The organism is Bifidobacterium sp. ESL0798 (genome assembly GCF_029395415.1).
Lineage (GTDB): Bacteria > Actinomycetota > Actinomycetes > Actinomycetales > Bifidobacteriaceae > Bifidobacterium.
Window position 1 is genome coordinate 735,488 of sequence record NZ_CP113914.1, and the last position, 20,444, is coordinate 755,931.

Below are 20,444 nucleotides of genomic sequence, written 5' to 3' on the forward strand. Positions count from 1 at the left end.
CACATTGTGAGTGATTACAGGAAAGAACGCGAACGCCGCGAAAGCCGTCGCCGCAACATCGTGCGGGCGATCTGCATCGTCGTGGCCGCAGCCATGCTGCTCGCTTTGGTCATTCCTGCTATATATGCGGGTCTTTGACGATTTTGCATTGATGATAACGGTGAGGTCTCGACAGTCAAAAGCGACTGGTTCCGCGGCGTACTATTGATTGGAAGCAATGAATATGCGCCTCGGCAAGCAGACAAGATACAAGGACTGGGAATCGGAATGGAATATCCGGTGGCCTTGCGGTGACGAGTGTCAGAGAATTTTCAGTGAATAACGATAAGGTGGAAAGCAATGGCAGAATTTGATTTTTCCCAGGCACTGGGCGAAGCGCGTACCAAATATGAGACGATCGAAAAGGCGTTGGACGTCGAGCGTCTCAAGTCCGAGGTCGACGAGTTGGAGCAGGAGGCGTCGCAGCCGAACCTGTGGGATGACGTCGAGAACGCGCAAAAGATCACCAGCAGACTGTCCAACAAACAGGGGCTGATCAAGAAGCTGAACGCGCTTTCACAGCGGCTCGATGACATCGAGACGCTTTACGAGTTGGGTCAGGAAGAAGGCGACACCGACTCGATGAAAGAGGCTCAGAAGGGCGTCGATGACTTGCAGAAGGATCTCGACGAGATGGAGATCCAGACGTTGCTCGACGGCGAATACGATGAGCGCAGCGCCGTGGTGACCATCCGAAGCGGTGCCGGCGGCGTGGATGCGGCCGACTTCGCGCAGATGCTGCTGCGTATGTATATGCGTTGGGCCGAGCGCAATGGCTACAAGGCCAAGGTGATGGACACCTCCTACGCCGAGGAAGCGGGTATCAAGTCGGCCACCTTCCAGGTCGATGCCCCTTACGCCTACGGTCGTCTGTCCGTCGAGGGCGGCACGCATCGTCTGGTCCGCATCTCGCCGTTCGACAACCAGGGCCGTCGCCAGACCAGTTTCGCCGCCGTCGAGGTGGTGCCGTTGGTCGAGGAAACCGATCATATCGACATTCCCGATTCCGATATCCGTGTGGACACCTATTGCTCGTCAGGCCCTGGCGGACAGGGCGTCAACACCACGTATTCCGCGGTACGCATCACCCATTTGCCCACCAACATCGTGGTGACCATGCAGGACGAACGCAGCCAGATACAGAACCGTGCCGCCGCCATGGCGGTGCTTCAGTCCCGCCTTCTGGTCCTCCGTCACGAGGCCGAAGCCAAGAAAAAGAAGGAGCTCGCCGGAGACATCAAGGCCAGCTGGGGCGACCAGATGCGTTCCTATGTTTTGCATCCTTATCAGATGGTCAAGGATCTGCGCACCGGTTACGAGACCAGCCAGACGCAGGCCGTTTTCGACGGTGACATCAACGGGTTCATCGATGCGGGCATCCGCTGGCGTCACGAGCAGCGCCGTCAGGCCGCGCTTGAGGCCGAACAGTCCGAGGGCAAAAACAACGAAAACGGTAAAAAGTAAAGAATTTCTGCTATTTCGGCACAATAGGGACAATCTGCGATAGTGATGTTCTTAGACTTGAATTCGAGCGGCAAACAGTAAGGAAACGGCATCATGGCGTTGATCACATTGGACAAGGTCTCCAAGATCTATCCCAAGGGCACACGGCCGGCCTTGGACCATATCAATCTCGACATCGAACGCGGCGATTTCGTCTTTTTGGTAGGTGCTTCGGGTTCCGGGAAAACGACATTGCTAAGCCTGCTGTTGCGTGAGGAAGAGGCTACGGACGGTGAAATCCGCGTGGCCGGCAACGACCTGCGTCGCCTGAACGCCCGTCAGATTCCGCAATATCGTCGTTCGATTGGGTTTATTTTCCAGGATTACAAGCTCCTCAACAACAAAACGGTCTGGCAGAACGTCGCGTTCGCGCTCGAAGTTATAGGCACCAGGCGGTCGACCATCAAGTCACTGGTGCCCAAAGTCCTTGAGACGGTAGGCCTTACCGGTAAGGAAAAGAACTACCCGCACGAGCTTTCCGGCGGTGAGGCGCAGCGTGTGGCCATAGCCCGAGCCTACGTCAACCATCCGCAGATTCTCTTGGCCGACGAACCGACCGGAAACCTTGATCCGACCACATCGCTCGGCATCATGGAAGTGCTCGACGCCATCAACCGCACCGGCACCACCATCGTCATGGCCACGCACAACGAGGAAATCGTCAACTCCATGCGCAAGCGCGTCGTCGAGCTGCATGCCGGCAAAATCGTACGCGACGAAGCCAAGGGCAGCTACGATTCCGCCAGATACTTCCCGGACGCCGAAGTCGAATCGAAGGCGAAACGGGTCATCGATCCTGCCGCCAGCAAATTCAAGCGATCGCAGAGACCCGTCAACGCCATATCGGCAACGTCAGAGCAAGCCGCCAATGCGCAACCCGTCGATGACCGTTCCGTGGTGGCCACGCAGGCCATGGACGCCGTCACCGATGCCGTAGCCAACGGAACCGGGGGAAACGAGGGCATCGCCCGCCTTGCCAATGCCATGCATTCCGGCAGGACAGGACGTTACGGCGAGGTGTTCCAACCGGCGGAAACCACGATGACGTGGGGCAAGGGCCTGACGCCTGAGGAAATGACCAGTGCGAACAAACCCGTATCTGATTCGAAACAGGACGGGCAAGCCGGAAAATCCGGACAGGCGAAACGCCCGGGGCGGGGCAATGCCTCTTCGTCTTCAGCGGCTGGGGAAAATACGCAGTCCAAGTCCTCGGCCTCGCGGATTTCGAAGACCTCAGACATCGCGAAGGCCGGCAATGCGGCACGCATTACGGGCAGGGCGTCCACTGCAGAACGGCAAGGCAGGCAATCAAAAGCCAATGCCACCAATACGCAGACGGCTGGAATTGCGAAAGGCTCGCAGAATATCAAAAATTCGGAAAATGCCGTAAAAAACACAAAGGCAAAGGCCAAAGCGCCTTCTCTGCCCGCGCCCCCGGTTCCGCCATCGCAGGCAAAATCGAAAGCGAAGCCTACCGCAGGCAAAAGCGAGCAAACAACACAGGTTCAGGACGCACAAGGCCGTAACAACAGCAAGATTGCGGGGGAGCGCAAATGAGAGCACGGTTTATCCTTTCGGAGACATGGACGAGTCTGAGACAGAATGTCTCGATGATTCTTTCCGTGCTTCTGGTCACGTTTATTTCCTTCCTTTTCATCGGTGCTTCAGGCCTGATGCAGGCGCAGATCACCCGCGCCAAAGGGGACTGGTACAAGGAGGTCGAAGTCGTAGTCTGGCTTTGCCCTGACGGCACCAGCCAGGCCGCCAATTGCTCGGCTGGCAAGGCTCCGACCCAGAAGGAGATCATCGCGCTGCAGAACAAGATTCATGACGAGCTGGGCAAGGTGGTCTCGAAGATTTCGTACGAAAGCCGTGAGGATTTCTATAAGAACACCTTCCTCAAGCAATATCCCAACGGCATCTACCAGGGCCGTACCCTGACGGCTGCGGATATGCAGGATTCATTGAGGCTCAAGCTCAAAGACCCCACCAAATACCAGGAGGTCTCGGAGACGCTTTCAGGAAGCCAAGGCGTTGAAGAGGTGCTCGATCAGCGGCAGATCTTCGACCCTGTTTTCGCGGTGCTCAACAAAGGCACTGCGGTCACGTTGGTTCTGGCAGGGGTGATGGTCGTCGTGGCTGTCCTGCTGACGGCGATCACCATACGTATGAGCGCGGCAAGCAGAAAAAACGAGACGGAGATCATGCGTTTGGTCGGAGCCTCGAATTGGACGATTCGATTGCCGTTCGTGCTTGAAGGGGTTTTGGCCTCGCTCTTGGGCTCGTTGCTCTCGTGTGTGGCATTGAGCGCCATCGTCAAATTGTTCATCACGGATTGGCTTGCCAAGACGGTGCAGTGGATGCCGTTCGTCAATCAGGCGACGGTGTGGCTGATGGCTCCGGCGCTGATTGTCGGCGCGATGCTGCTTTCCGCGATCGTCTCGACGGTATCCTTACGACGATATCTCCGGGTCTAGGATCCGGGGACCTGCTATTATACTGTGATAGACTCACTTCTTGCTTGGTGGCAGGTATTTGTCACAGTGGTTGTATTGCGTTACTGAAGAAAGGTGTTGTCTTGCTGAAAGTCACTCGACGTTTGCGTATGTTTGTGGGGATGGTGCTTGCCGTCGCCACGCTTCTGGCTGGCGCCGTTGCGGAGTTTAGTGTCAACTCGGAAACGGCCGAAGCTGCCACATGGGGGGATTATCGGCAGAAGCAGCAGGAGACCAACAATCTGCGCGCTCAGCTTGCCGGTGTCAATTCGGATCTGGCAAATAAGATTATCGAACTCAACGACCTGACCGATAACCAGATTCCGGCGGCACAGCAGGCGGCCGACGATGCGCAAGGCAACGCCACCCAGGCGCAGACCGCCGCTCAGTCCGCTACGGATCGTCTCAACGCCGCCATCAAAGACAAGGATGATCTCGAGGCCAAGATCAAGCAAACGGGTATCGACTACGATGACGCGAAGGCCGGCGTGGCCGAGGTCGCGCGCGACAGTTTCCACGCCACACAGGCCACGCAGGTCATGGATGTGGTCACCAAGTCGTCTACTACTCAGGCTTTCGTGGACAAGATGCAGTCCCAGGCCGCCGTCAAGCGCAGCGAGGCCAATGCCGCGGATGAAGACGCCAACACCTTGAACTCCTCCATGAACCGCAAGCAGCGCCTTGATGCGATCGAGGATCAGATCTCCAAGCTCAAGGTCCAGGCCGACAGCGACGCGGCCACGGCGCAACAGGCGGCACAGACCGCGCAGGCCAAGCAGAGCAGTCTGCAGTCCTTGCTCACCCAAGGCATGAGCCAGCGTGATTATCTGCAGAGCCAGCAGAGCCAACTGACCACCGATTCTGCAAGGGCGGCGGCGCAGATGGTCTCACTGAAGGCGCAGATCGATGCGCAATCCGCGGCGGCGGCTGCTGCCTACAACCAGAACTACAACGCGCATTCCACTGGTCAGACTTGGAACAACAGCCATTCCGGTGGCTCTTCGCATTCTTCAGGCGGCAACAGCGGTGGTTCGCGCCCCGCACCTGCTCCGGCCCCTGTTCCAGCGAGGCCTTCCACTGGTGGTGGTCGTGCCCCGTATCCGCCTCGTCAGTGCACGCTTTGGGCATGGATGCGCCGTAATCAACTCGGCAAGCCGGTCACGGGCTCCATGGGCAACGGCGGCCAATGGGCTGCTACCGCCCGCAGCATGGGCTGGGCAGTCGACAACTCGCCGCGCGTCGGTGATGCCATGGTCTTCACTCCTGGTTCGATCATCACCGGTTCCATGGGTTATCGTCCGGTAAGCGCCGCTTATGGCCACGTGGCCATTGTGGAACGTGTGAACGGCGACGGATCCGTGTTCATCTCCGAAGGCGGTACAGGTTTCGCGACCTTCCCGGCCTACGAGACGGTGTATGGTGCCAGTAAATACCAGTTCATCCACTGATTGATGAACCTCGATATATCAGTCAATTTCAGCAAGTAGAACATGCAAGCGCGCTGCCCCGCCGGGTGGCGCGTTTGTGCTATGGTCGGGCATATCGAATATCAAGGGAACAGGGCGAAAAGGGGAGAGGCATGGCAAAGGAACAAGGTACGAAGCTCATCTCGCAGAATCGCAAGGCGCGGCATAACTACACCATCGAAGACCATTATGAGGCCGGTCTGGTATTGACCGGCACCGAAGTCAAGTCGCTGCGCGAGGGGCGGGCATCGCTGGCCGAATCATTCGTCTCCATCGACCGTAACGGCGAGATGTGGCTGGAGGGCGCGAACATCCCCGAATATCTCAACGGTACTTGGAACAACCACGCTCCCAAGCGCAAGCGCAAGTTGCTCCTGCATGCCTCCCAGATCGCCAAGCTCAGCCGCCAGACCGAGGCCAAGGGTTACACCATCGTCCCGTTGAGCCTTTACTTCAAAGACGGCCGTGTGAAGGCCGAGATCGCCTTGGCGCGAGGCAAGAAGGAATACGACAAGCGTCAGGCTCTGCGCGAGGCGGAAGACAAGCGCGAGGCGTTGCGAGCGATGCGCTACAAGAACAAGCTGGTGCGCTGAGATTTAGCCAGGTTTTATTCTCATTCTGGATGTCCACTTACTGAGACGAGTTTTTGCATAAATACGTATGTTAGTATATTATGCAATTAGTCAAAGCGAGCGGGACATCCGGCCGGTCCGCCCCAGAGAGGACTCAAGATGTCATTGCATATTTCCCAAAAAGCAAAGGTCGTGTTGGCAGGGATCTGCGCCACTGCGATGCTGGCCAGCGTTGCCGCCTGCGGCACCACCGACGAAAGCGACCAGAGCGCGACCCCGAAGAGCAGCGCCTCCAACACCAGCTCGGTCAAGAAAGATGCCAAGATCGCCGCCATGTTGCCTGATTCCATCAAGAAGGACGGCAAATTCACCATCGGAGTTTCTCCGGATTATGCACCTGCCGAATTCCTCGACAAGGACGGCAAGACCCCGATCGGCTATGAAATGGACTTGGCCAAGTCAATTTCGGCCATTTTCGGGTTGAAGTTCGAGGCGACCACCGCCGAGTTCGATTCCATCCTGCCGGGCATCGGCTCGAAGTACGATGCCGGCATGTCCGGATTCACCGTCACTCCCGACCGTAAGGGAGCCGGCGAGTTCGTTTCGTTCCTCAACGTCGGTTCCTCCTTCGTCGTCCAGAAGGGCAATCCGAAGAAGCTCTCTACCGACAATCTCTGCGGCAGCAGCGTTGCGGTGCTGACCGGCACCGTCCAGGAGACCACGGTCAAGAAACTCAATTCCCAGTGCACCGCCTCCGGCAAGAAAGCCATCGATGTCCAATCGATGAAGGAGCAGACTGTGGTGGCCACGAACGTCTCAACTGGCAAGGCCGATGCGTTCCTCGCCGATTCTCCGGTTTCCGGCTACGCCGTCAAGAAGAGCGACGGTGGGCTTGAATTCCTTGGCAAGACCTTCAACCAGATTCCCGAGGCCGTGGTAGTCAAGAAGGGCGACATGCAGACCGCAAAGGCCGTTCAGGCCGCGATTCAGAAGCTGATCGATGATGGCACGTATATGAAGATCCTCAAGTCCTGGGGCAGCGAATCCGGGGCTGTCAAAGAGGCCAAGATCAACAACTACGACGACATCAAGTAGTTTAAGCTGGGCGTATGCAATCCGACCGATGCTTGTATTGGGCATCGGTCGGATTGTTGTATCGGCATTCCGGAGTCGACGGTTGCCGGCGAACGGTTGATCGATAACGGCAAAATCGCCATTGGTTCGCCGGTCGGAATGGCTTTCGAGTTTTTAGAATATGAGACGACCGTACGATTATGCGTAGTATCGTATATTATACATATAGGTTTGTTGACGTTCTGTAGTGGTAGTCGATGTCGGTTTGCCGGTGAAAAGGCAGTTACGGGAGAGGTGGAAACGTTATGGTACATAACAATGAATCGGATGGGCTTGACATCCCCAATCGGATCCATGCAAGGCCGGTCCATCGTCCCGGCTCCCTGATTGCAGGTATCATCGTCGCGTTCCTTGCGGTGCTGTTGGTGCATGGCATGATTACCAACGGCAACTTCGAGTGGCCGACCGTCTGGAAGTACCTGTTCAACGAGCATGTCCTGAACGGCATCGGCTGGACGCTCGTTTTGACGGTCACCTCCATGCTCATCGCCATCGTGCTGGCCGTGCTGCTGGCAGTGATGCGCAAGTCCGTCAATCCGGTGTTGCGCGGGGTCAGCTGGTTCTGGATCTGGTTCTTCCGTGGCACGCCTATCTACACGCAGCTGGTGTTCTGGGGGTTGTTCGCGGTACTGATTCCGACCCTTTCGCTCGGCATTCCCTTCACCAAGATCAATTTCTGGCAGATGAAGACCGAACAGCTCAACAACCTCATCGCCCCCGGATTCCTTGCGGCGATGCTGGGATTGGCGTTGAACGAATCCGCGTATCTGGCCGAGATCGTGCGCGCCGGCCTTGAAGCCGTCGACCCCGGTCAGAGCGAGGCCGCAGAGGCGCTCGGCATGCCACGGACCATGATCATGCGCCGGGTGATTCTGCCGCAGGCCATGCGTATCATCGTGCCGCCCACCGGCAACGAGGTCATCAGCATGTTGAAGACCACTTCATTGGTGTCGGCAGTGCCGTTCAGCCTTGAACTCCAGTTCGCCTCCGACGCCATCGCCCATCGCATCTACAAGCCGATTCCGTTGTTGATGGTGGCCTGCTTCTGGTATCTGATCATCACTTCCATCCTGATGGTGGTGCAGGCACGGATCGAGCGGTACTTCGGCAAGGGATTCAACGAAAGCTCGAGTGGCAATGTCACTGACAGCGGCGATGCCAAAGACGAAAAACCGTCGGCCAAAGTGGCCGAAGGCCATGAAGGCGCGACGACCTTCCTCGGATTGAACGCTTGAGGCACGAGACGGAGATGAACGATATGGTGACGAATGAAACGAAAACGCAAACCATGACAGGTCAGCAGAAGTCTGGCGGTGCCGCGAAAGCCGTGGATGGCAGCGCTACGGTACCTGCGGTCAAGGCGACGCAGGTGCACAAGGCGTTCGGCAGTCTGCACGTGCTCAAAGGCATCGACATGACGGTGATGCCGGGTACGGTGACGGTGATTCTGGGGCCTTCCGGTTCCGGAAAATCCACGTTCCTGAGACTGATCAACCAACTTGAAACCCTGACCGGCGGCAGCATCGAGGTCGACGGCGAGCTCATCGGCTATAAGCACGTCGAGCACGGCGGCAAAGACGAACTACAAACACTGAACGACAAGGAGATCGCCAAGCAGCGCGAAAAGCTCGGAATGGTGTTCCAGCGCTTCAACCTTTTCCCGCATCGCACGGTGATCGAAAACGTGATGGATGCTCCGGTGCATGTCGCCAAGGTCCCGAAGGCTAAGGCGAAGCAGGAGGCGATGGCTGAGCTAGAACGCGTCGGTATGGCCGATCGCGCGGATTATTATCCGATGCAGCTTTCGGGTGGCCAGCAGCAGCGTGTCGCCATCGCGCGCGCTTTGGCGATGCACCCTGACATCATGCTCTTCGACGAGCCGACTTCGGCACTTGACCCGGAGCTGGTGGGCGAGGTGCTCACGGTGATGCGTTCGTTGGCCGACGCCGGCATGACCATGATCGTGGTCACCCATGAAATCGGATTCGCCCGCGAAGTGGCCGACCAGGTCGTCTTCATGGACGGCGGCGTGGTCGTAGAGCATGGCGGTCCCGAAATCATCGACAATCCGCAAGAGCCCCGTTTCAAGGATTTCCTCAGCCACGTCCTCTAAGCGTTAAAGATAGTGAAACTTTCGCGGGGGTACTGTCGCGTTTAAGGGGCATCACGTAGACTGGAACGTTATGTGTGGAATTGTTGGATTTGCAGGAAATGAGACCGCTTGCGGGAAACCGTTGGAAGTGTGCATGCAGGGGCTTAAACGTCTTGAGTACCGCGGATATGACTCCGCCGGCGTCGCGTTGGCGGCACCCGGTATGGAAGCCGTAGCCGTGCGCAAGAAATCCGGTCGTCTGACCAATCTCGCCTCTGACCTTGAACGCAGTCCTATGCCGGCTGCGACCGTGGGCATCGGTCACACCCGTTGGGCCACCAACGGCGAGCCGAGCGACGTCAACGCGCACCCCCATACCAGCCAGGACGGCAAGATCGCCATCATCCATAACGGCATCATCGAGAACGCCGAAAAACTGCGGCTCGACCTGCAGGCCGAAGGCTGTACCTTCCTCTCCGCCACCGATACCGAAGTGGCCGCGAAGCTGCTGGGCAAGATCGCCAATATCATCATCAAGGAAACCGGCAAGCCCGACCTGTTCGAGGCGTTGCGACGGATGGCACGTATGCTTTCCGGGGCTTTTACCATTCTGGCCGTTGACGTCCGCCAACCCGAAATCGTCGTCGGCGCCCGCCATGATTCCCCGCTGGTCATCGGCCTCGGCGATGGTGAGAACTTCCTGGGGTCGGACGTCGCCGCGTTCGTCGCTTACACCAAAGAGGCGATGGAACTCGATCAGGACCAGGCGGTCTGCATTTCCGGCGATAGCGTCACCGTCACCGATTTCGACGGCAACCCAATCACCGATTCCAAGCGTTTTACCGTAGACTGGGACGCCAGTGCCTCCGAAAAAGGCGGCTGGGACTCATTCATGGACAAGGAAATCCATGAGGATCCTGCCGCGGTGCGCAATACGTTGCTTGGTCGTTTCAATGAATCCGGAGCGATCAAACTCGATGAGCTTCACGTCGACCCGGAAGCTTTCAAGCAGATCGACAAGATCATCGTCGTAGCCTGTGGCACCGCCAGTTATGCAGGAATGGTGGCCAAATACGCCATCGAGCATTGGGTGCGCATTCCCGTCGAGGTCGAGTTGGCGCATGAATTCCGCTACCGCGACCCGATCCTGACCCCACGTACGCTGGTGGTCGCCATTTCGCAGTCCGGCGAGACCATGGATACGCTGATGGCGTTGCGCCACGCTCGCGAGCAGGGTTCGCGCGTGCTGGCAATATGCAATACACAAGGTTCCACGATTCCGCGCGAATCCGATGCGGTGCTCTATACGCACGCCGGTCCCGAGATCGCGGTGGCTTCGACCAAGGCCTTTGTCGCTCAGATCGTGGCGGCATATCTGCTTGGGTTGTATTTCGCCCAGATCAAGAACACGCTCTACCGCGACGAAATCCATCAGATTCTGGACCAGCTCAAGGCCATGCCCGCAAAGATCCAGTGGGTGCTCGACAACCAGGCCGGCACTGTAGATGATGCCGCGAAAAAGCTGCTGAACGCCAAATCCTTCCTCTTCCTCGGCCGCCACGTCGGCTATCCGGTGGCGCTGGAAGGTGCGCTCAAACTCAAGGAAATCGCCTATACCTTCACCGAAGGTTTCGCCGCAGGCGAACTCAAGCACGGACCGATCGCACTGGTCGAGCCCGGTGAGCCGGTTGTCGTCATCGTCCCGTCTTCGCGTGGACGCAACGTGTTGCACAACAAGGTCATTTCCTCCATTGAAGAGGTCAAGGCGCGTGGTGCCTTCACCATCGCCGTGGCCGAGGTGGGTGACCCCGATGCCGAGAAATACGCGGATATCGTCTTCTGGCGCCCCGAATGCGCGACTTTGTTGAGCCCGTTGGTCGACGTGGTGCCGTTGCAGCTGTTCGCACTCGATGTGGCAAGGCTCAAAGGCTACGACGTCGACAAGCCGCGCAACCTCGCCAAGTCCGTCACTGTCGAGTAGACGAATTTGCAATCCAAGCATCGGTTTGTGCTCGATGAGCCGGAAGTGCCGTTCGAGCTGACGATTCTGTACGAGGACAACGACATCATCGTGGTCGACAAGCCGCATTTTCTCGCGACCACACCGCGGGGGATGTGGTACCGGCAGACGGCGCTTGTCCGCTTGCGCGAACGGTTTGGGGAATCTCAGATCACGCCGGCGCATCGGCTCGACCGCCAGACCGCGGGGGTGGTGCTGTTCGTGCGCAACCCTGAGCTGCGCGGGGCCTACCAGATGCTGTTTCAGGAGCATCGGGTTCAAAAGACCTATGAATGCCTCGCGCCGGCTTTGCCGATCGTGCGACCCAAAACAGGGACCATCGGAAGGCTCAATCCGCCTGCACTATTCCCGCTGAAACGGCGCTCGCATATCGTCAAGGATCGTGGCCGGCTGCAGGCTTACGAGATTCCAGGCGAGGTCAACGCCGAAACGGTTATCGAATTGGGAGAAACGGACGGCAATGTTGTCGCCCAGGGGTATCGGCGTTACATGCTTCATCCGAAAACCGGCAAAACCCATCAGCTGCGCGTCCATATGAATTCGCTTGGTCTGCCGATCAAGGGCGATGATTTGTACCCCGAAATCATCGAACCCGATTATACCGATTTCTCAAACCCTCTCCGGCTCGTGGCTCGGTCCATGAGTTTCATCGATCCGGTCAGCCATCGTCCTATGCTGTTTACTTCGCGCCTTCAATGATTGAGAGAAAGCGGCTGCCACGAGTTTCAGGGCAATAACAAAGCACTCGCTCTGAAACTCGTGGCAGCAATATGAACTATCGTTTCCTTATCTTAAAGGGTCACTCATAGATGTAATGAGATTCGATTCTCTTCTGGAACTTGAAGACGATAAGTACGACAACCATGACCACGGAAATGGCAAGCATGCACCAGAAGGTTCCGATCAGCGGATCGAGTCCGAAAGCTTCGGAAACGAGCTTGAAGAACCAGGTGGAAATGGTGAAGCCAAGACTGGTGATTGCGGAGAACAGACCCATTACGAACGGGTAGTGCTTCTTCTCGGTGATGTTGGAGAGCATGAAGGGCGTCCTGGTCATGATGATGGCGCTTCCGGAACCGATGAGGAAAGCAGCGAGGCAGACCAACGGGAAGAAACGCGTGAAGATGAAGAGGATTGCGCCGATACCCATCAGAGTAAAAGCGAATGGAATGGTGAAGTTCTTGAACAGCTTCTGGATTCGGTTGATCAACAGGCCGATGACCACGGATGAGCCTGTATTGAACATGAGTGCCATGCCTGCCGAATCCGAGCCCCCGAGGTGATAGGTGCTCACGTAAATCGAAAGTTTGTTATACATCACCGCTACCAGGAAGATGCTCAGGAAGCCCAGAATTTCGCAAGCGGCGATAGCCGGAATGCTTTGCTTGGCTCCTTCTTAAGATGGGCTTCGTCTTGGTCGTCCTCCACTTCATCACTGACGGAATCACTTGGGACGAAGACAACAACGAAGACAAGAGCGATGAGCGCTATGCCATAAAGCCAGTAATTGTGAACCCATCCCGACATTGCCAGTAAGCCGCCGAGATACATGATGATCATTGAGGAGCCATCCTGCATGGCGACGATTTTGCCCATCAGTCCGGAAAGTTGTTCTCCATGGAAGAAGTGTGAGGACAAGCTGGGCAATATTGTAGTGATAATGCCCGTTCCAAAACCAGCGACGATAGCGCAAATCAGCAGTTGATTGACGCTGCCATGCAGGAATATCGGAGTTAGGCCACCGACGGCAACGAACAGGCAGCCCGTTATTCCTACGGTTTTAAAGGAAAGTTTTTCCATCAGTTTGCCGAAAATGATGGCTGAAACCATTGCCGCGGAAGCACCGATGGAAACCACTGATTCGACTTTCGAAGGATCATCGTGGGGAAAACTTCTTTGGATTTCCGCCACAGAAGGGGAAATAATCGAATCGAACCTGGAAATGATGGCAAGGAACAGAATGCCGATCAAAATACCCGCTGTTTTTTTATTCAGAATTGATTTCTTCGCCATGATTATGACTCCTTTTGTGCGATGGCTTCGATTTCTATGTTCGCACCTTGGGCCAAGCCTGCCACTTGGAAGGCGCTACGAGCCGGATAGGGAGCGGCGAAGAAATCGGAATAAACCTTGTTGAATCGAGCGAAATCGGCGAAATCCCGCAGGAATACAGTTGTTTTGATAATGTCCGACCGCGTACAACCGAAATCGGCAAGAGTCGCTTCCAGGTTGTTCAGTGCCTTAGTGGTCTGATCTTCGATACTTGTCGGGTATTCGCCGGTTGCCGGATCCAGCGGAAGCTGTCCGGAAATATAGTACGTGTCGCCGGCCTTGCGCCAAGATGAATACGGAGTTGTTTGCGATGTCATATATATGCCTTTCGTTGTACGGGCAAGATGCTCTTAGCTGCGGACAAAGCATCTTTGCCACTGCCCTGTTCTAGTGTAAGGACAATAAAATAATAATAACTTATTATTAAAAAAACACAAAATCGGCATTTTTCTTCGAAAAACAAGAATATTTGCTTTTTTGAAGAAAAAATTATTATCATGATAATTTTGTGTTATGCTTAAACTGCAATGAAGCATCAATTGAAAGGATGTAAGTTATGAACTCTCTCGATACGGTAATCGATCGGAAGAATACCTATAGCATCAAATGGGATGGTATAGGGCTCGATTACAAGAATCTTGACCTTACTCCCATGTCCATCGCGGACATGGATTTCAAGGTCCCTCAGGAGGTCATAGATGCTGTTGTGGCTCAGGCCAAAGTCGGCATTTATGGGTATGCAATGCCTGCCGAAAGCTATACCAGTGTTTTCACCGGCTGGCTCAAGGAACGCAATGATTGGCAATTGCAAGAAGATAATATCGGGTTTGTCATTCGTGTCGTTGACGCAATTTCCATGGCCATTCGTTCGATGAGCAACGAGGGCGATGCTGTCATCGTCTTCACCCCGCTTTACGGCTTCTTCGAATCGGCCGTTGTTGGTGCGCGTCGCAAGTTGGTTGCCAATCGTATCAATTACACCGACCATGGCTATGAAGTCGATTTTGACGAGTTTGAACGGCAGATCGAGTCCGAGCATGTCCGTATGTTCATTCTCTGCAATCCTCACAACCCGACGGGAAGGGTGTGGACGCGAGAGGAATTGACGCGTATGGTGGAAATCTGCAAAGCGCACGATGTCATTATCATCTCTGATGACATTCACAGCGATTTGATTATGCCGGGATATCACTACACCCCGATTGCGAAGATTGCCAAGGAAATGGACTTCGACAAGGTCATCACCATGAAATCCGCTTCGAAGACGTTCAACGTGGCGGGGTTGCAGCTCGGCTATTATATTTCCGAGAATCCTGACATCATGAAGCATATGCAGGATGAGAAGGATTACACGACCTATCCTGATCTTCCCAATAACTTTGTGATTGCGGCAATAACCGCAGCCTATAAGCATGGTGTTCCGTGGCTTGAGAATGTCCTGCAGTATATCGAGGGAAATTATCAAATGCAGAAGAAGCTGATCGAGGAGAAATTCCCGAAGGCTCATCTCGCTGAATTGCAAGGCACCTATCTGACGTGGCTGGATGTCAGCTATTTGGGAATCGATGAGAAGACTTTGATGGACAGGCTTGACAAGTGTGGTGTCGGTGCTGAAACCACGTCAAGTTTTGGCATCAAAGACGGTTTGTATATTCGTATGAACATCGCCTGCCCGAAGGCTACCATGCAAACAGGGCTTGACGCGTTGGAAAAGGCGTTGTCGATGTAACTGGCAATTGAGAGTTTTGACGCAAAATGATATATAACGCGACAAACTTGATTTTACTTTTCCTCTTATTTTCAGTGTTTTAAGGCACTGACTTTCACGATGGTAGATGTCAGATTCGAAAGAAGTTTTCTGAGATCAACCATCGTGAAAGCTTTTTGTGGGACGTTGTGTGGCTGCTTCTAGTTGACGTTTTGCAGATATCTATACAGCGTCGATACGGAGCATCCCAATTCCGGTGCCACTACGTTGACCGCGCTTTTCATGAGGAAAACACCGTTGTTTTTCAGATCACGAACGATATTGATTCGTTCATCGGAAGTCATGCGGGTAGGAGAAACACCATATTGCGCCACGGTATCTCTGGTTATCCTGCGGATGGTCTCACTCCAGTTGCCTTGCAGGTTCTCGCCATGTCCGATAGCGGGAAGCATGTCGTGCAGATTCGAATCAGGAACCAATTTGGATAGCAGAGAGAGGGTGTCTTTGAATCCTGTGATATCCACGTTGATGCAAAGCAGGCCTATGAGCTCGCCTTTGCTGTTTTTTATGAATAATGTCGATGACCTGAACTCTTGGTTGTACGCCGCACCTTTATAGCCTGACACGTAGTCTCTGACGTTGGATTCACCTGTTTGGATCAGTTTCAATGCTTGGTCGGTAACTCCGTCACCAACTTTTCTGCCGGATAGATTGCCGTTCCTGATAAAGATGATTGATTTTTTGGGATTATTGACATCATGTATCAGAACTTCGGCTATTTCACCAAGGGCGTCTGCGATAAAATTCGCTAGTGGGAATGTGTCTTCCAAATGCTCAAATGATAATGTCATATGTATTTTCCTTGTTTTCCGAGATGATATCTATACTACTCGGTACTTGGCATGTGAGAAAAAAAAATATCTGTCTTTTGAATGGGGATGGCGGATGGCTTCCCAAGGTGAGGATAGACTTATCGTTGAACGAAACGGTGGATTGGCGACAGGGGTAGCATGAGCAAGGTTCGACGGCTGCTTGCAACAGTTTGCGCTTGTTTGCTGCTCGCCGCGACGGCAGCCTGCGGAACGCAGGACGACCGTACCGTCATCACGGTCTGGTCGTGGGAGCCCGGCATGCAGGCCGAGGCCCGCGATTTTGAAAAGGCCAACCCCGACATCCGTGTGGTCATCAAATCCACCAGCGGCTACGACAACCTCAACTCCGCCATCCAGGACGGCTACAACGTGCCCGACGTGGTGCAGCTCGAGTATTTCGCTCTGCCGCAGTATGCCGTAAGCGGTCAGCTGCGCGACATCACCGATGCCACGCAGGATTTTGGCGACAACTACACGCCCGGCACGTGGTCGAGCGTGCACACCAACGGCCGGGTCTACGGGGTGCCGATGGATTCCGGGCCGATGGCGTTCTTCTATAACGATGACGTCTTCCGTCAGGCGGGCGTCGACGCCTCGCAGATCCATACCTGGAACGATTACTATGAGGCGGCCAAAAAACTCAAGGCGATAGGCGTCTATATCGCCGCCGATTCCGGTGATGCGAGTTTTTATAATGCCATGATCTGGCTTAACGGCGGACGGCCGTTCCACACCACCGGTGACGGGAAAACCGTTACCGTTGATCTCGTTGACGATACGGGAACTCAGAATTTCAGCGCATTCTGGCAGAAAATGATTGATGAGGGCCTGATCAACACTCAGCTCAACACCTGGTCGGACGGATGGAAGAACGCGCTTGCCTGCGGCAGTGTCGCCTCCGTGTTCACAGGGGCGTGGATGCCGTCGCTGTTGCTTTCCGATGTGCCGGGCAGCGCTGGGCTCTGGCGTGTTGCGCCGATGCCGACGGCGGATGGCTCCCGCACTAATTCGGAAAATGGCGGGTCGGCGCTCGCCATCCTGCACCTGACCCGCAAGCCGGAAGCCGCGATGCGTTTCATCCGCTATGTCTGCCTCGACCGGTCCGGCATCGCCAAGCGTGTCGACGGCGGCGCGTTCCCCGCAGACAAGGCTACGCTGAACAGCCGTGATTTTCTGACGAAGACCACGATTCGGGATTCACGGGGGATCGATGTGCCGTATTTTGGCGGGCAGCAATTCAACCGCGTGCTTTCGCATGCCGCCGAAACCGTGTCGGTCGGTTACCAGTATCTGCCCTTCGAGGTCTATGCACGAGGTGATTTCAAGACGACGGTCGGACAGTCCTATAAATGGTCGACCGCAGCACGTTCTGTACAGAATGTCCAGGACCGCATCGATGCCGGACAGACCAATCCGGATGGCAGCTCGCTGACCTTGCCACAGGATCCCGGACCCAAGATCACGCTGATGGAAGGAATCGGGCTGTGGCAGAAGGACATCAAGGAATACGGCACTAATCAGGGCTTTAATCTGCAATGAGCGGCGTTATGTCTATCAATATGTGCTAAACGCGACGTTGAGAAAAACGGAGCGTCGTATTTAGCGCAAATTGACATGCGAAAGCAATACAGCGGACGCTGAGTCGTGATGAGCGTCGCGTTTAGCGCCATTCGATGCTGTGCGATGTGATTCGGCTCCGTCTGAAATGTTTTCAGGCGTTGAGGCGATAGATGACGGTCATGCCTTTGAAGATCAGGTCAGGGTCGTAGACATCGATGGCCTCGGTGTCGTCTTTGAAGACCGAGCCAAGGCCGCCGGTGGCCACCACCTTGAAATCCTCCTTGATCTCGTGACGGAATTGGCCGACCGTCCGTTCGATGCCGCCGAGGAAGTTGTAGTAGAGACCCGCCTGCATCGCGGTTTTCGTGCCTTTGGCGAGGATCGAATCCGGCCGGGTAATTTCCACTTCAGGCAGCTGGGCGGTTCCCGATACCAGGGAACTGATGGAGGTCTGCAGGCCCGGGCTGATCAACCCGGCGGTGATGGACTTGTTGCCGTCGACGTAATTGAAGGTGGTCGCCGTGCCGAAATCGGCCACCAGCACCGGGCCGCCGTAGACGTCATACGCTCCGACGCAATCCGCCAGACAGTCCGCCCCCAGTGATTTCGGATCGTCCATGCGGATGGACAGCCCCGATTTCACGCCGGGGCCGACGATGATCGGGTCGATATCCAGGAATTTGACGATGGAGGAGCGGAAGGAATGCATGATCTGCGGGACGACGGAAGCGATGATGACATCCTCGACGTCCTCGGGGTCGTATCCGCCGGTTTCGAGGAATTGGAGCAGCAGCAGGCCGTATTCGTCACTGGTCCTGAAGGTTTTGGTGGTGATGTGCCAGGTGTCGGTGATGGCGGCGACGGGGGTGCTGTCGTCCACGACGCCGATTTCGATGTTGGTGTTGCCGATATCGATCGCGAGTAGCATTTCGTCCGCCTTCCCGGTGTTTTTCGACATATATTCCAGCACTTTCAATCGTGCCGCGTTCTCGTTCCTATTGCGTTTCCATCATACGCTGCAGGTGTCGTAAATCTATCGGTATTCGTAAGATGGGAACTGCAGACGACCCGTGAGGGCGGCTAGCGAATTCATTGGATGTCTATCAAAGAGGAAAGTATGCCTACCAATCAAGGTGCGTACGGAGAAAACGACGCAACCGACAGCAAAACAACGGGCACCAACGAAAACGAGACTGCGGCGAACGTCGCCGGTTCTTCGGCGAATGTGAGCGATAACGCCACCAACACGGGTAGCGCTGACGCCAACGCGAACCATGATACCGAAGCGAAAAATGCAGGCAGCACCGACGAAACGCTGAATGCGCACGTCAAGGGCACATCCGTCGGCAATGTTTCCGGTGGCAAAGGCGGACATGGCAAGAAAAAGGGCTTGATCTGGGCGATTGTCGCTGCTGTCGTGGTGGTAGCACTTGTGGCCGCTTTCGTGGTGATTCGCAACAACCGGAAGGCCAGTATTGCGCCTGCCCAAGTCCATACGGCCGATTCCGTCACCATCGGGCTGAAGCTTGCGCCTACGAACCTCGACATCCGCAACCAATCCGGTTCCTCGCTCGACCAGGTGCTTGTCGGCAATGTCTACGAAGGAATCGTCGCCCGCGATTCTGAGAACAAGGTCGTGCCGGGTCTGGCCAAAAGCTGGGAGAAGAATGCCGATGGAACGAGCTATACGTTCCATCTGAATCATGGCATGGCCTTCTCCAACGGCGACAAACTCGATGCCGACGACGTGGCATGGTCCATTAACGAGCTGGTGGCCAAGCATTACCACGATTCCGAGGCGTTGATGAACTTCAAGTCGGTGACGGCAGTGGACGCCGATACCGTCAGGCTCGATCTGAGCGCGCCTTATGCGAATCTGCTGTGGGAGCTTGCCTGCAGGCCGGGGCTCGTGTTCGACCGTGACGCTCATTATGACATGAAAACGCAGGCGGTTGGCTCGGGACCGTACACGCTCGCCAAGTTCGTGCCGAACGATTCCATCACCCTGAAGGCCAATCCGCACTATTGGGGCGCGAACAAAGCCAAGACCCCGACCGTCGTGCTGCGCTATTTCGGCGATGACAACGCCGCCGTCAACGCTCTGAAATCCGGCGACGTTGAGGTGCTCGCTCCGGTCACCGAGAATCTCGCCGAGCCTTTCGTGCGTGACAGCGAGCACTATCGCGTGGCTGCGGGCGACGACACCGACAAATATGTGCTCGCCATGAATTCCAAGGGCGCCAAGACCTCGGATGTGCGTGTGCGCCAGGCCATCCGCTACGCCATCGACCACAAACAGCTCATCGCTTCCCGCGGCGGGGCCGACAAGGCACTGGGCGGGCCGATTTCCTCGCTCGACCCGGGCTATGAAGACCTGACCGGCCTGTACCCGCACAACGTCGGCAAAGCCAAGGAGCTGATGAAGGAGGCCGGCTTTACGCCAGACCGTCCGCTCGAGCTGCGGCTAACCTACGCCAACACCTACGGCACCGAACTCGGCGACCAGTTGCGCAGCCAGCTGAAGCCCATCGGCATCGATCTGAAAGTCAATGTGGTCGAGTTCTCGACGTGGTTGCAGGATGTGCTGAAAAACAAGGATTACGACCTCTCGCTGGTCGATCACAACGAAAGCCACGACTTCTCGCAGTGGGTCAACGACCAGTACTACTACAACTACAGCAACCAGAAGGTCAAGGACTACTACAACCAGGCGATGGCCGCTTCCAGCGACTCTGGGCGCGACGCATTGCTGGCTCGTGCCGCGCGGCTGGTCAGCCAGGACGCGCCGGCCGACTGGCTCTTCAACTACCGCATCACCACGGCGATGGAGAAGGGCGTGTCCGGCTTCCCGCTCAACCTGAACCAGACTCTGCTGCCCCTTTACAACGTGAGATATATGACACCGGCGGGCAGGTAGCGGACGGCGGTGGA

At 55.8% G+C, this 20,444-nt stretch carries 19 protein-coding genes; 14 read left to right on the top strand and 5 right to left on the bottom strand.

The genetic code is table 11. The features are described from left to right. The first annotated feature begins 6 nt into the window (after window positions 1-6). From OZX74_RS03030 to OZX74_RS03080, 11 genes are all read left to right on the top strand, one after another. The gene (locus OZX74_RS03030; RefSeq protein ID WP_277146473.1) at window positions 7-138 is read left to right on the top strand and encodes a hypothetical protein; all 132 of its coding nucleotides are present in this window, start codon (window positions 7-9) and stop codon (window positions 136-138) included. A 201-nt stretch (window positions 139-339) separates the two neighbouring features. Further along, the gene (gene prfB, locus OZX74_RS03035; RefSeq protein ID WP_277157076.1) at window positions 340-1,503 is read left to right on the top strand and encodes a peptide chain release factor 2; all 1,164 of its coding nucleotides are present in this window, start codon (window positions 340-342) and stop codon (window positions 1,501-1,503) included. A 93-nt stretch (window positions 1,504-1,596) separates the two neighbouring features. Beyond that, window positions 1,597-3,099 (top strand): cell division ATP-binding protein FtsE, encoded by a 1,503-nt coding sequence (gene ftsE, locus OZX74_RS03040; RefSeq protein ID WP_277157077.1) that lies wholly within the window; start codon window positions 1,597-1,599, stop codon window positions 3,097-3,099. Next, complete coding sequence (gene ftsX / locus OZX74_RS03045; RefSeq protein WP_277157078.1) at window positions 3,096-4,019, top strand: permease-like cell division protein FtsX; 924 nt, start codon at window positions 3,096-3,098, stop codon at window positions 4,017-4,019. The genes ftsE and ftsX overlap by 4 nt, the downstream gene beginning before the upstream one ends. Window positions 4,020-4,147: 128 nt before the next feature. Continuing rightward, window positions 4,148-5,485, top strand: a complete 1,338-nt coding sequence (locus OZX74_RS03050; RefSeq protein ID WP_277157396.1) for a CHAP domain-containing protein — start codon at window positions 4,148-4,150, stop codon at window positions 5,483-5,485. Window positions 5,486-5,616: 131 nt separating this feature from the next. Next, on the top strand, window positions 5,617-6,096 hold the full coding sequence (gene smpB, locus OZX74_RS03055; protein WP_277157079.1) for an SsrA-binding protein SmpB: 480 nt from the start codon (window positions 5,617-5,619) through the stop codon (window positions 6,094-6,096). A gap of 138 nt (window positions 6,097-6,234) precedes the next feature. Continuing rightward, window positions 6,235-7,170, top strand: coding sequence for an ABC transporter substrate-binding protein (locus OZX74_RS03060; RefSeq protein ID WP_277157080.1), 936 nt, complete (start codon window positions 6,235-6,237; stop codon window positions 7,168-7,170). A gap of 284 nt (window positions 7,171-7,454) precedes the next feature. After that, entirely contained in the window at window positions 7,455-8,444 is a 990-nt protein-coding gene (locus tag OZX74_RS03065; protein ID WP_277157081.1) for an amino acid ABC transporter permease, read from the top strand. A gap of 53 nt (window positions 8,445-8,497) precedes the next feature. Further along, window positions 8,498-9,322, top strand: coding sequence for an amino acid ABC transporter ATP-binding protein (locus tag OZX74_RS03070; protein WP_277157397.1), 825 nt, complete (start codon window positions 8,498-8,500; stop codon window positions 9,320-9,322). Between the two features lie 70 nt (window positions 9,323-9,392). Next, a complete protein-coding gene (gene glmS, locus OZX74_RS03075; protein WP_277157082.1) occupies window positions 9,393-11,282 on the top strand; it encodes a glutamine--fructose-6-phosphate transaminase (isomerizing) in 1,890 nt (629 codons plus the stop codon). A gap of 6 nt (window positions 11,283-11,288) precedes the next feature. Beyond that, on the top strand, window positions 11,289-12,020 hold the full coding sequence (locus OZX74_RS03080) for a pseudouridine synthase (RefSeq protein ID WP_277157083.1): 732 nt from the start codon (window positions 11,289-11,291) through the stop codon (window positions 12,018-12,020). Between the two features lie 100 nt (window positions 12,021-12,120). On the opposite strand, the gene OZX74_RS03085 is transcribed toward OZX74_RS03080, so the two are convergent. The 3 genes from OZX74_RS03085 to OZX74_RS03095 are packed head-to-tail and all read right to left on the bottom strand — an operon-like array spanning window position 12,121 to window position 13,690. Further along, on the bottom strand, window positions 12,121-12,639 hold the full coding sequence (locus tag OZX74_RS03085) for an MFS transporter (protein ID WP_277157084.1): 519 nt from the start codon (window positions 12,637-12,639) through the stop codon (window positions 12,121-12,123). Window positions 12,640-12,659: 20 nt separating this feature from the next. Continuing rightward, window positions 12,660-13,334 (bottom strand): MFS transporter, encoded by a 675-nt coding sequence (locus OZX74_RS03090; RefSeq protein WP_277157085.1) that lies wholly within the window; start codon window positions 13,332-13,334, stop codon window positions 12,660-12,662. Between the two features lie 2 nt (window positions 13,335-13,336). Next, complete coding sequence (locus tag OZX74_RS03095) at window positions 13,337-13,690, bottom strand: Rid family detoxifying hydrolase (protein WP_277157086.1); 354 nt, start codon at window positions 13,688-13,690, stop codon at window positions 13,337-13,339. Window positions 13,691-13,929: 239 nt separating this feature from the next. Between OZX74_RS03095 and OZX74_RS03100 the strand changes: the two genes are divergently transcribed. Next, complete coding sequence (locus OZX74_RS03100) at window positions 13,930-15,102, top strand: PatB family C-S lyase (protein WP_277157087.1); 1,173 nt, start codon at window positions 13,930-13,932, stop codon at window positions 15,100-15,102. A 179-nt stretch (window positions 15,103-15,281) separates the two neighbouring features. Here the strand turns inward: OZX74_RS03100 and OZX74_RS03105 are convergent, their stop codons facing one another. After that, window positions 15,282-15,932 (bottom strand): PAS domain-containing protein, encoded by a 651-nt coding sequence (locus OZX74_RS03105; RefSeq protein WP_277157088.1) that lies wholly within the window; start codon window positions 15,930-15,932, stop codon window positions 15,282-15,284. 159 nt (window positions 15,933-16,091) lie between these two features. Here OZX74_RS03105 and OZX74_RS03110 point away from each other — a divergent pair, with 159 nt between their 5' ends. Further along, window positions 16,092-17,492 (top strand): sugar ABC transporter substrate-binding protein, encoded by a 1,401-nt coding sequence (locus tag OZX74_RS03110; protein ID WP_277157089.1) that lies wholly within the window; start codon window positions 16,092-16,094, stop codon window positions 17,490-17,492. 172 nt (window positions 17,493-17,664) lie between these two features. Here OZX74_RS03110 and OZX74_RS03115 read toward each other — a convergent pair whose 3' ends face one another. Next, entirely contained in the window at window positions 17,665-18,441 is a 777-nt protein-coding gene (locus tag OZX74_RS03115; RefSeq protein ID WP_277157398.1) for a type III pantothenate kinase, read from the bottom strand. Between the two features lie 189 nt (window positions 18,442-18,630). On the opposite strand from OZX74_RS03115, the gene OZX74_RS03120 reads away from it, so the two are divergent. Further along, complete coding sequence (locus tag OZX74_RS03120; protein ID WP_277157090.1) at window positions 18,631-20,430, top strand: ABC transporter substrate-binding protein; 1,800 nt, start codon at window positions 18,631-18,633, stop codon at window positions 20,428-20,430. Window positions 20,431-20,444 lie beyond the last annotated feature (14 nt).

Coding starts and splice junctions, on each gene's coding strand:
- prfB (WP_277157076.1), top strand. CDS start 340: ATGGCAGAATTTGATTTTTCCCAGGCACTGGGCGAAGCGCGTACCAAA.
- ftsE (WP_277157077.1), top strand. CDS start 1,597: ATGGCGTTGATCACATTGGACAAGGTCTCCAAGATCTATCCCAAGGGC.
- ftsX (WP_277157078.1), top strand. CDS start 3,096: ATGAGAGCACGGTTTATCCTTTCGGAGACATGGACGAGTCTGAGACAG.
- OZX74_RS03050 (WP_277157396.1), top strand. CDS start 4,148: ATGTTTGTGGGGATGGTGCTTGCCGTCGCCACGCTTCTGGCTGGCGCC.
- smpB (WP_277157079.1), top strand. CDS start 5,617: ATGGCAAAGGAACAAGGTACGAAGCTCATCTCGCAGAATCGCAAGGCG.
- OZX74_RS03060 (WP_277157080.1), top strand. CDS start 6,235: ATGTCATTGCATATTTCCCAAAAAGCAAAGGTCGTGTTGGCAGGGATC.
- OZX74_RS03065 (WP_277157081.1), top strand. CDS start 7,455: ATGGTACATAACAATGAATCGGATGGGCTTGACATCCCCAATCGGATC.
- OZX74_RS03070 (WP_277157397.1), top strand. CDS start 8,498: ATGACAGGTCAGCAGAAGTCTGGCGGTGCCGCGAAAGCCGTGGATGGC.
- glmS (WP_277157082.1), top strand. CDS start 9,393: ATGTGTGGAATTGTTGGATTTGCAGGAAATGAGACCGCTTGCGGGAAA.
- OZX74_RS03085 (WP_277157084.1), bottom strand. CDS start 12,639: ATGTATAACAAACTTTCGATTTACGTGAGCACCTATCACCTCGGGGGC.
- OZX74_RS03090 (WP_277157085.1), bottom strand. CDS start 13,334: ATGGCGAAGAAATCAATTCTGAATAAAAAAACAGCGGGTATTTTGATC.
- OZX74_RS03095 (WP_277157086.1), bottom strand. CDS start 13,690: ATGACATCGCAAACAACTCCGTATTCATCTTGGCGCAAGGCCGGCGAC.
- OZX74_RS03100 (WP_277157087.1), top strand. CDS start 13,930: ATGAACTCTCTCGATACGGTAATCGATCGGAAGAATACCTATAGCATC.
- OZX74_RS03105 (WP_277157088.1), bottom strand. CDS start 15,932: ATGACATTATCATTTGAGCATTTGGAAGACACATTCCCACTAGCGAAT.
- OZX74_RS03110 (WP_277157089.1), top strand. CDS start 16,092: ATGAGCAAGGTTCGACGGCTGCTTGCAACAGTTTGCGCTTGTTTGCTG.
- OZX74_RS03115 (WP_277157398.1), bottom strand. CDS start 18,441: ATGCTACTCGCGATCGATATCGGCAACACCAACATCGAAATCGGCGTC.
- OZX74_RS03120 (WP_277157090.1), top strand. CDS start 18,631: ATGCCTACCAATCAAGGTGCGTACGGAGAAAACGACGCAACCGACAGC.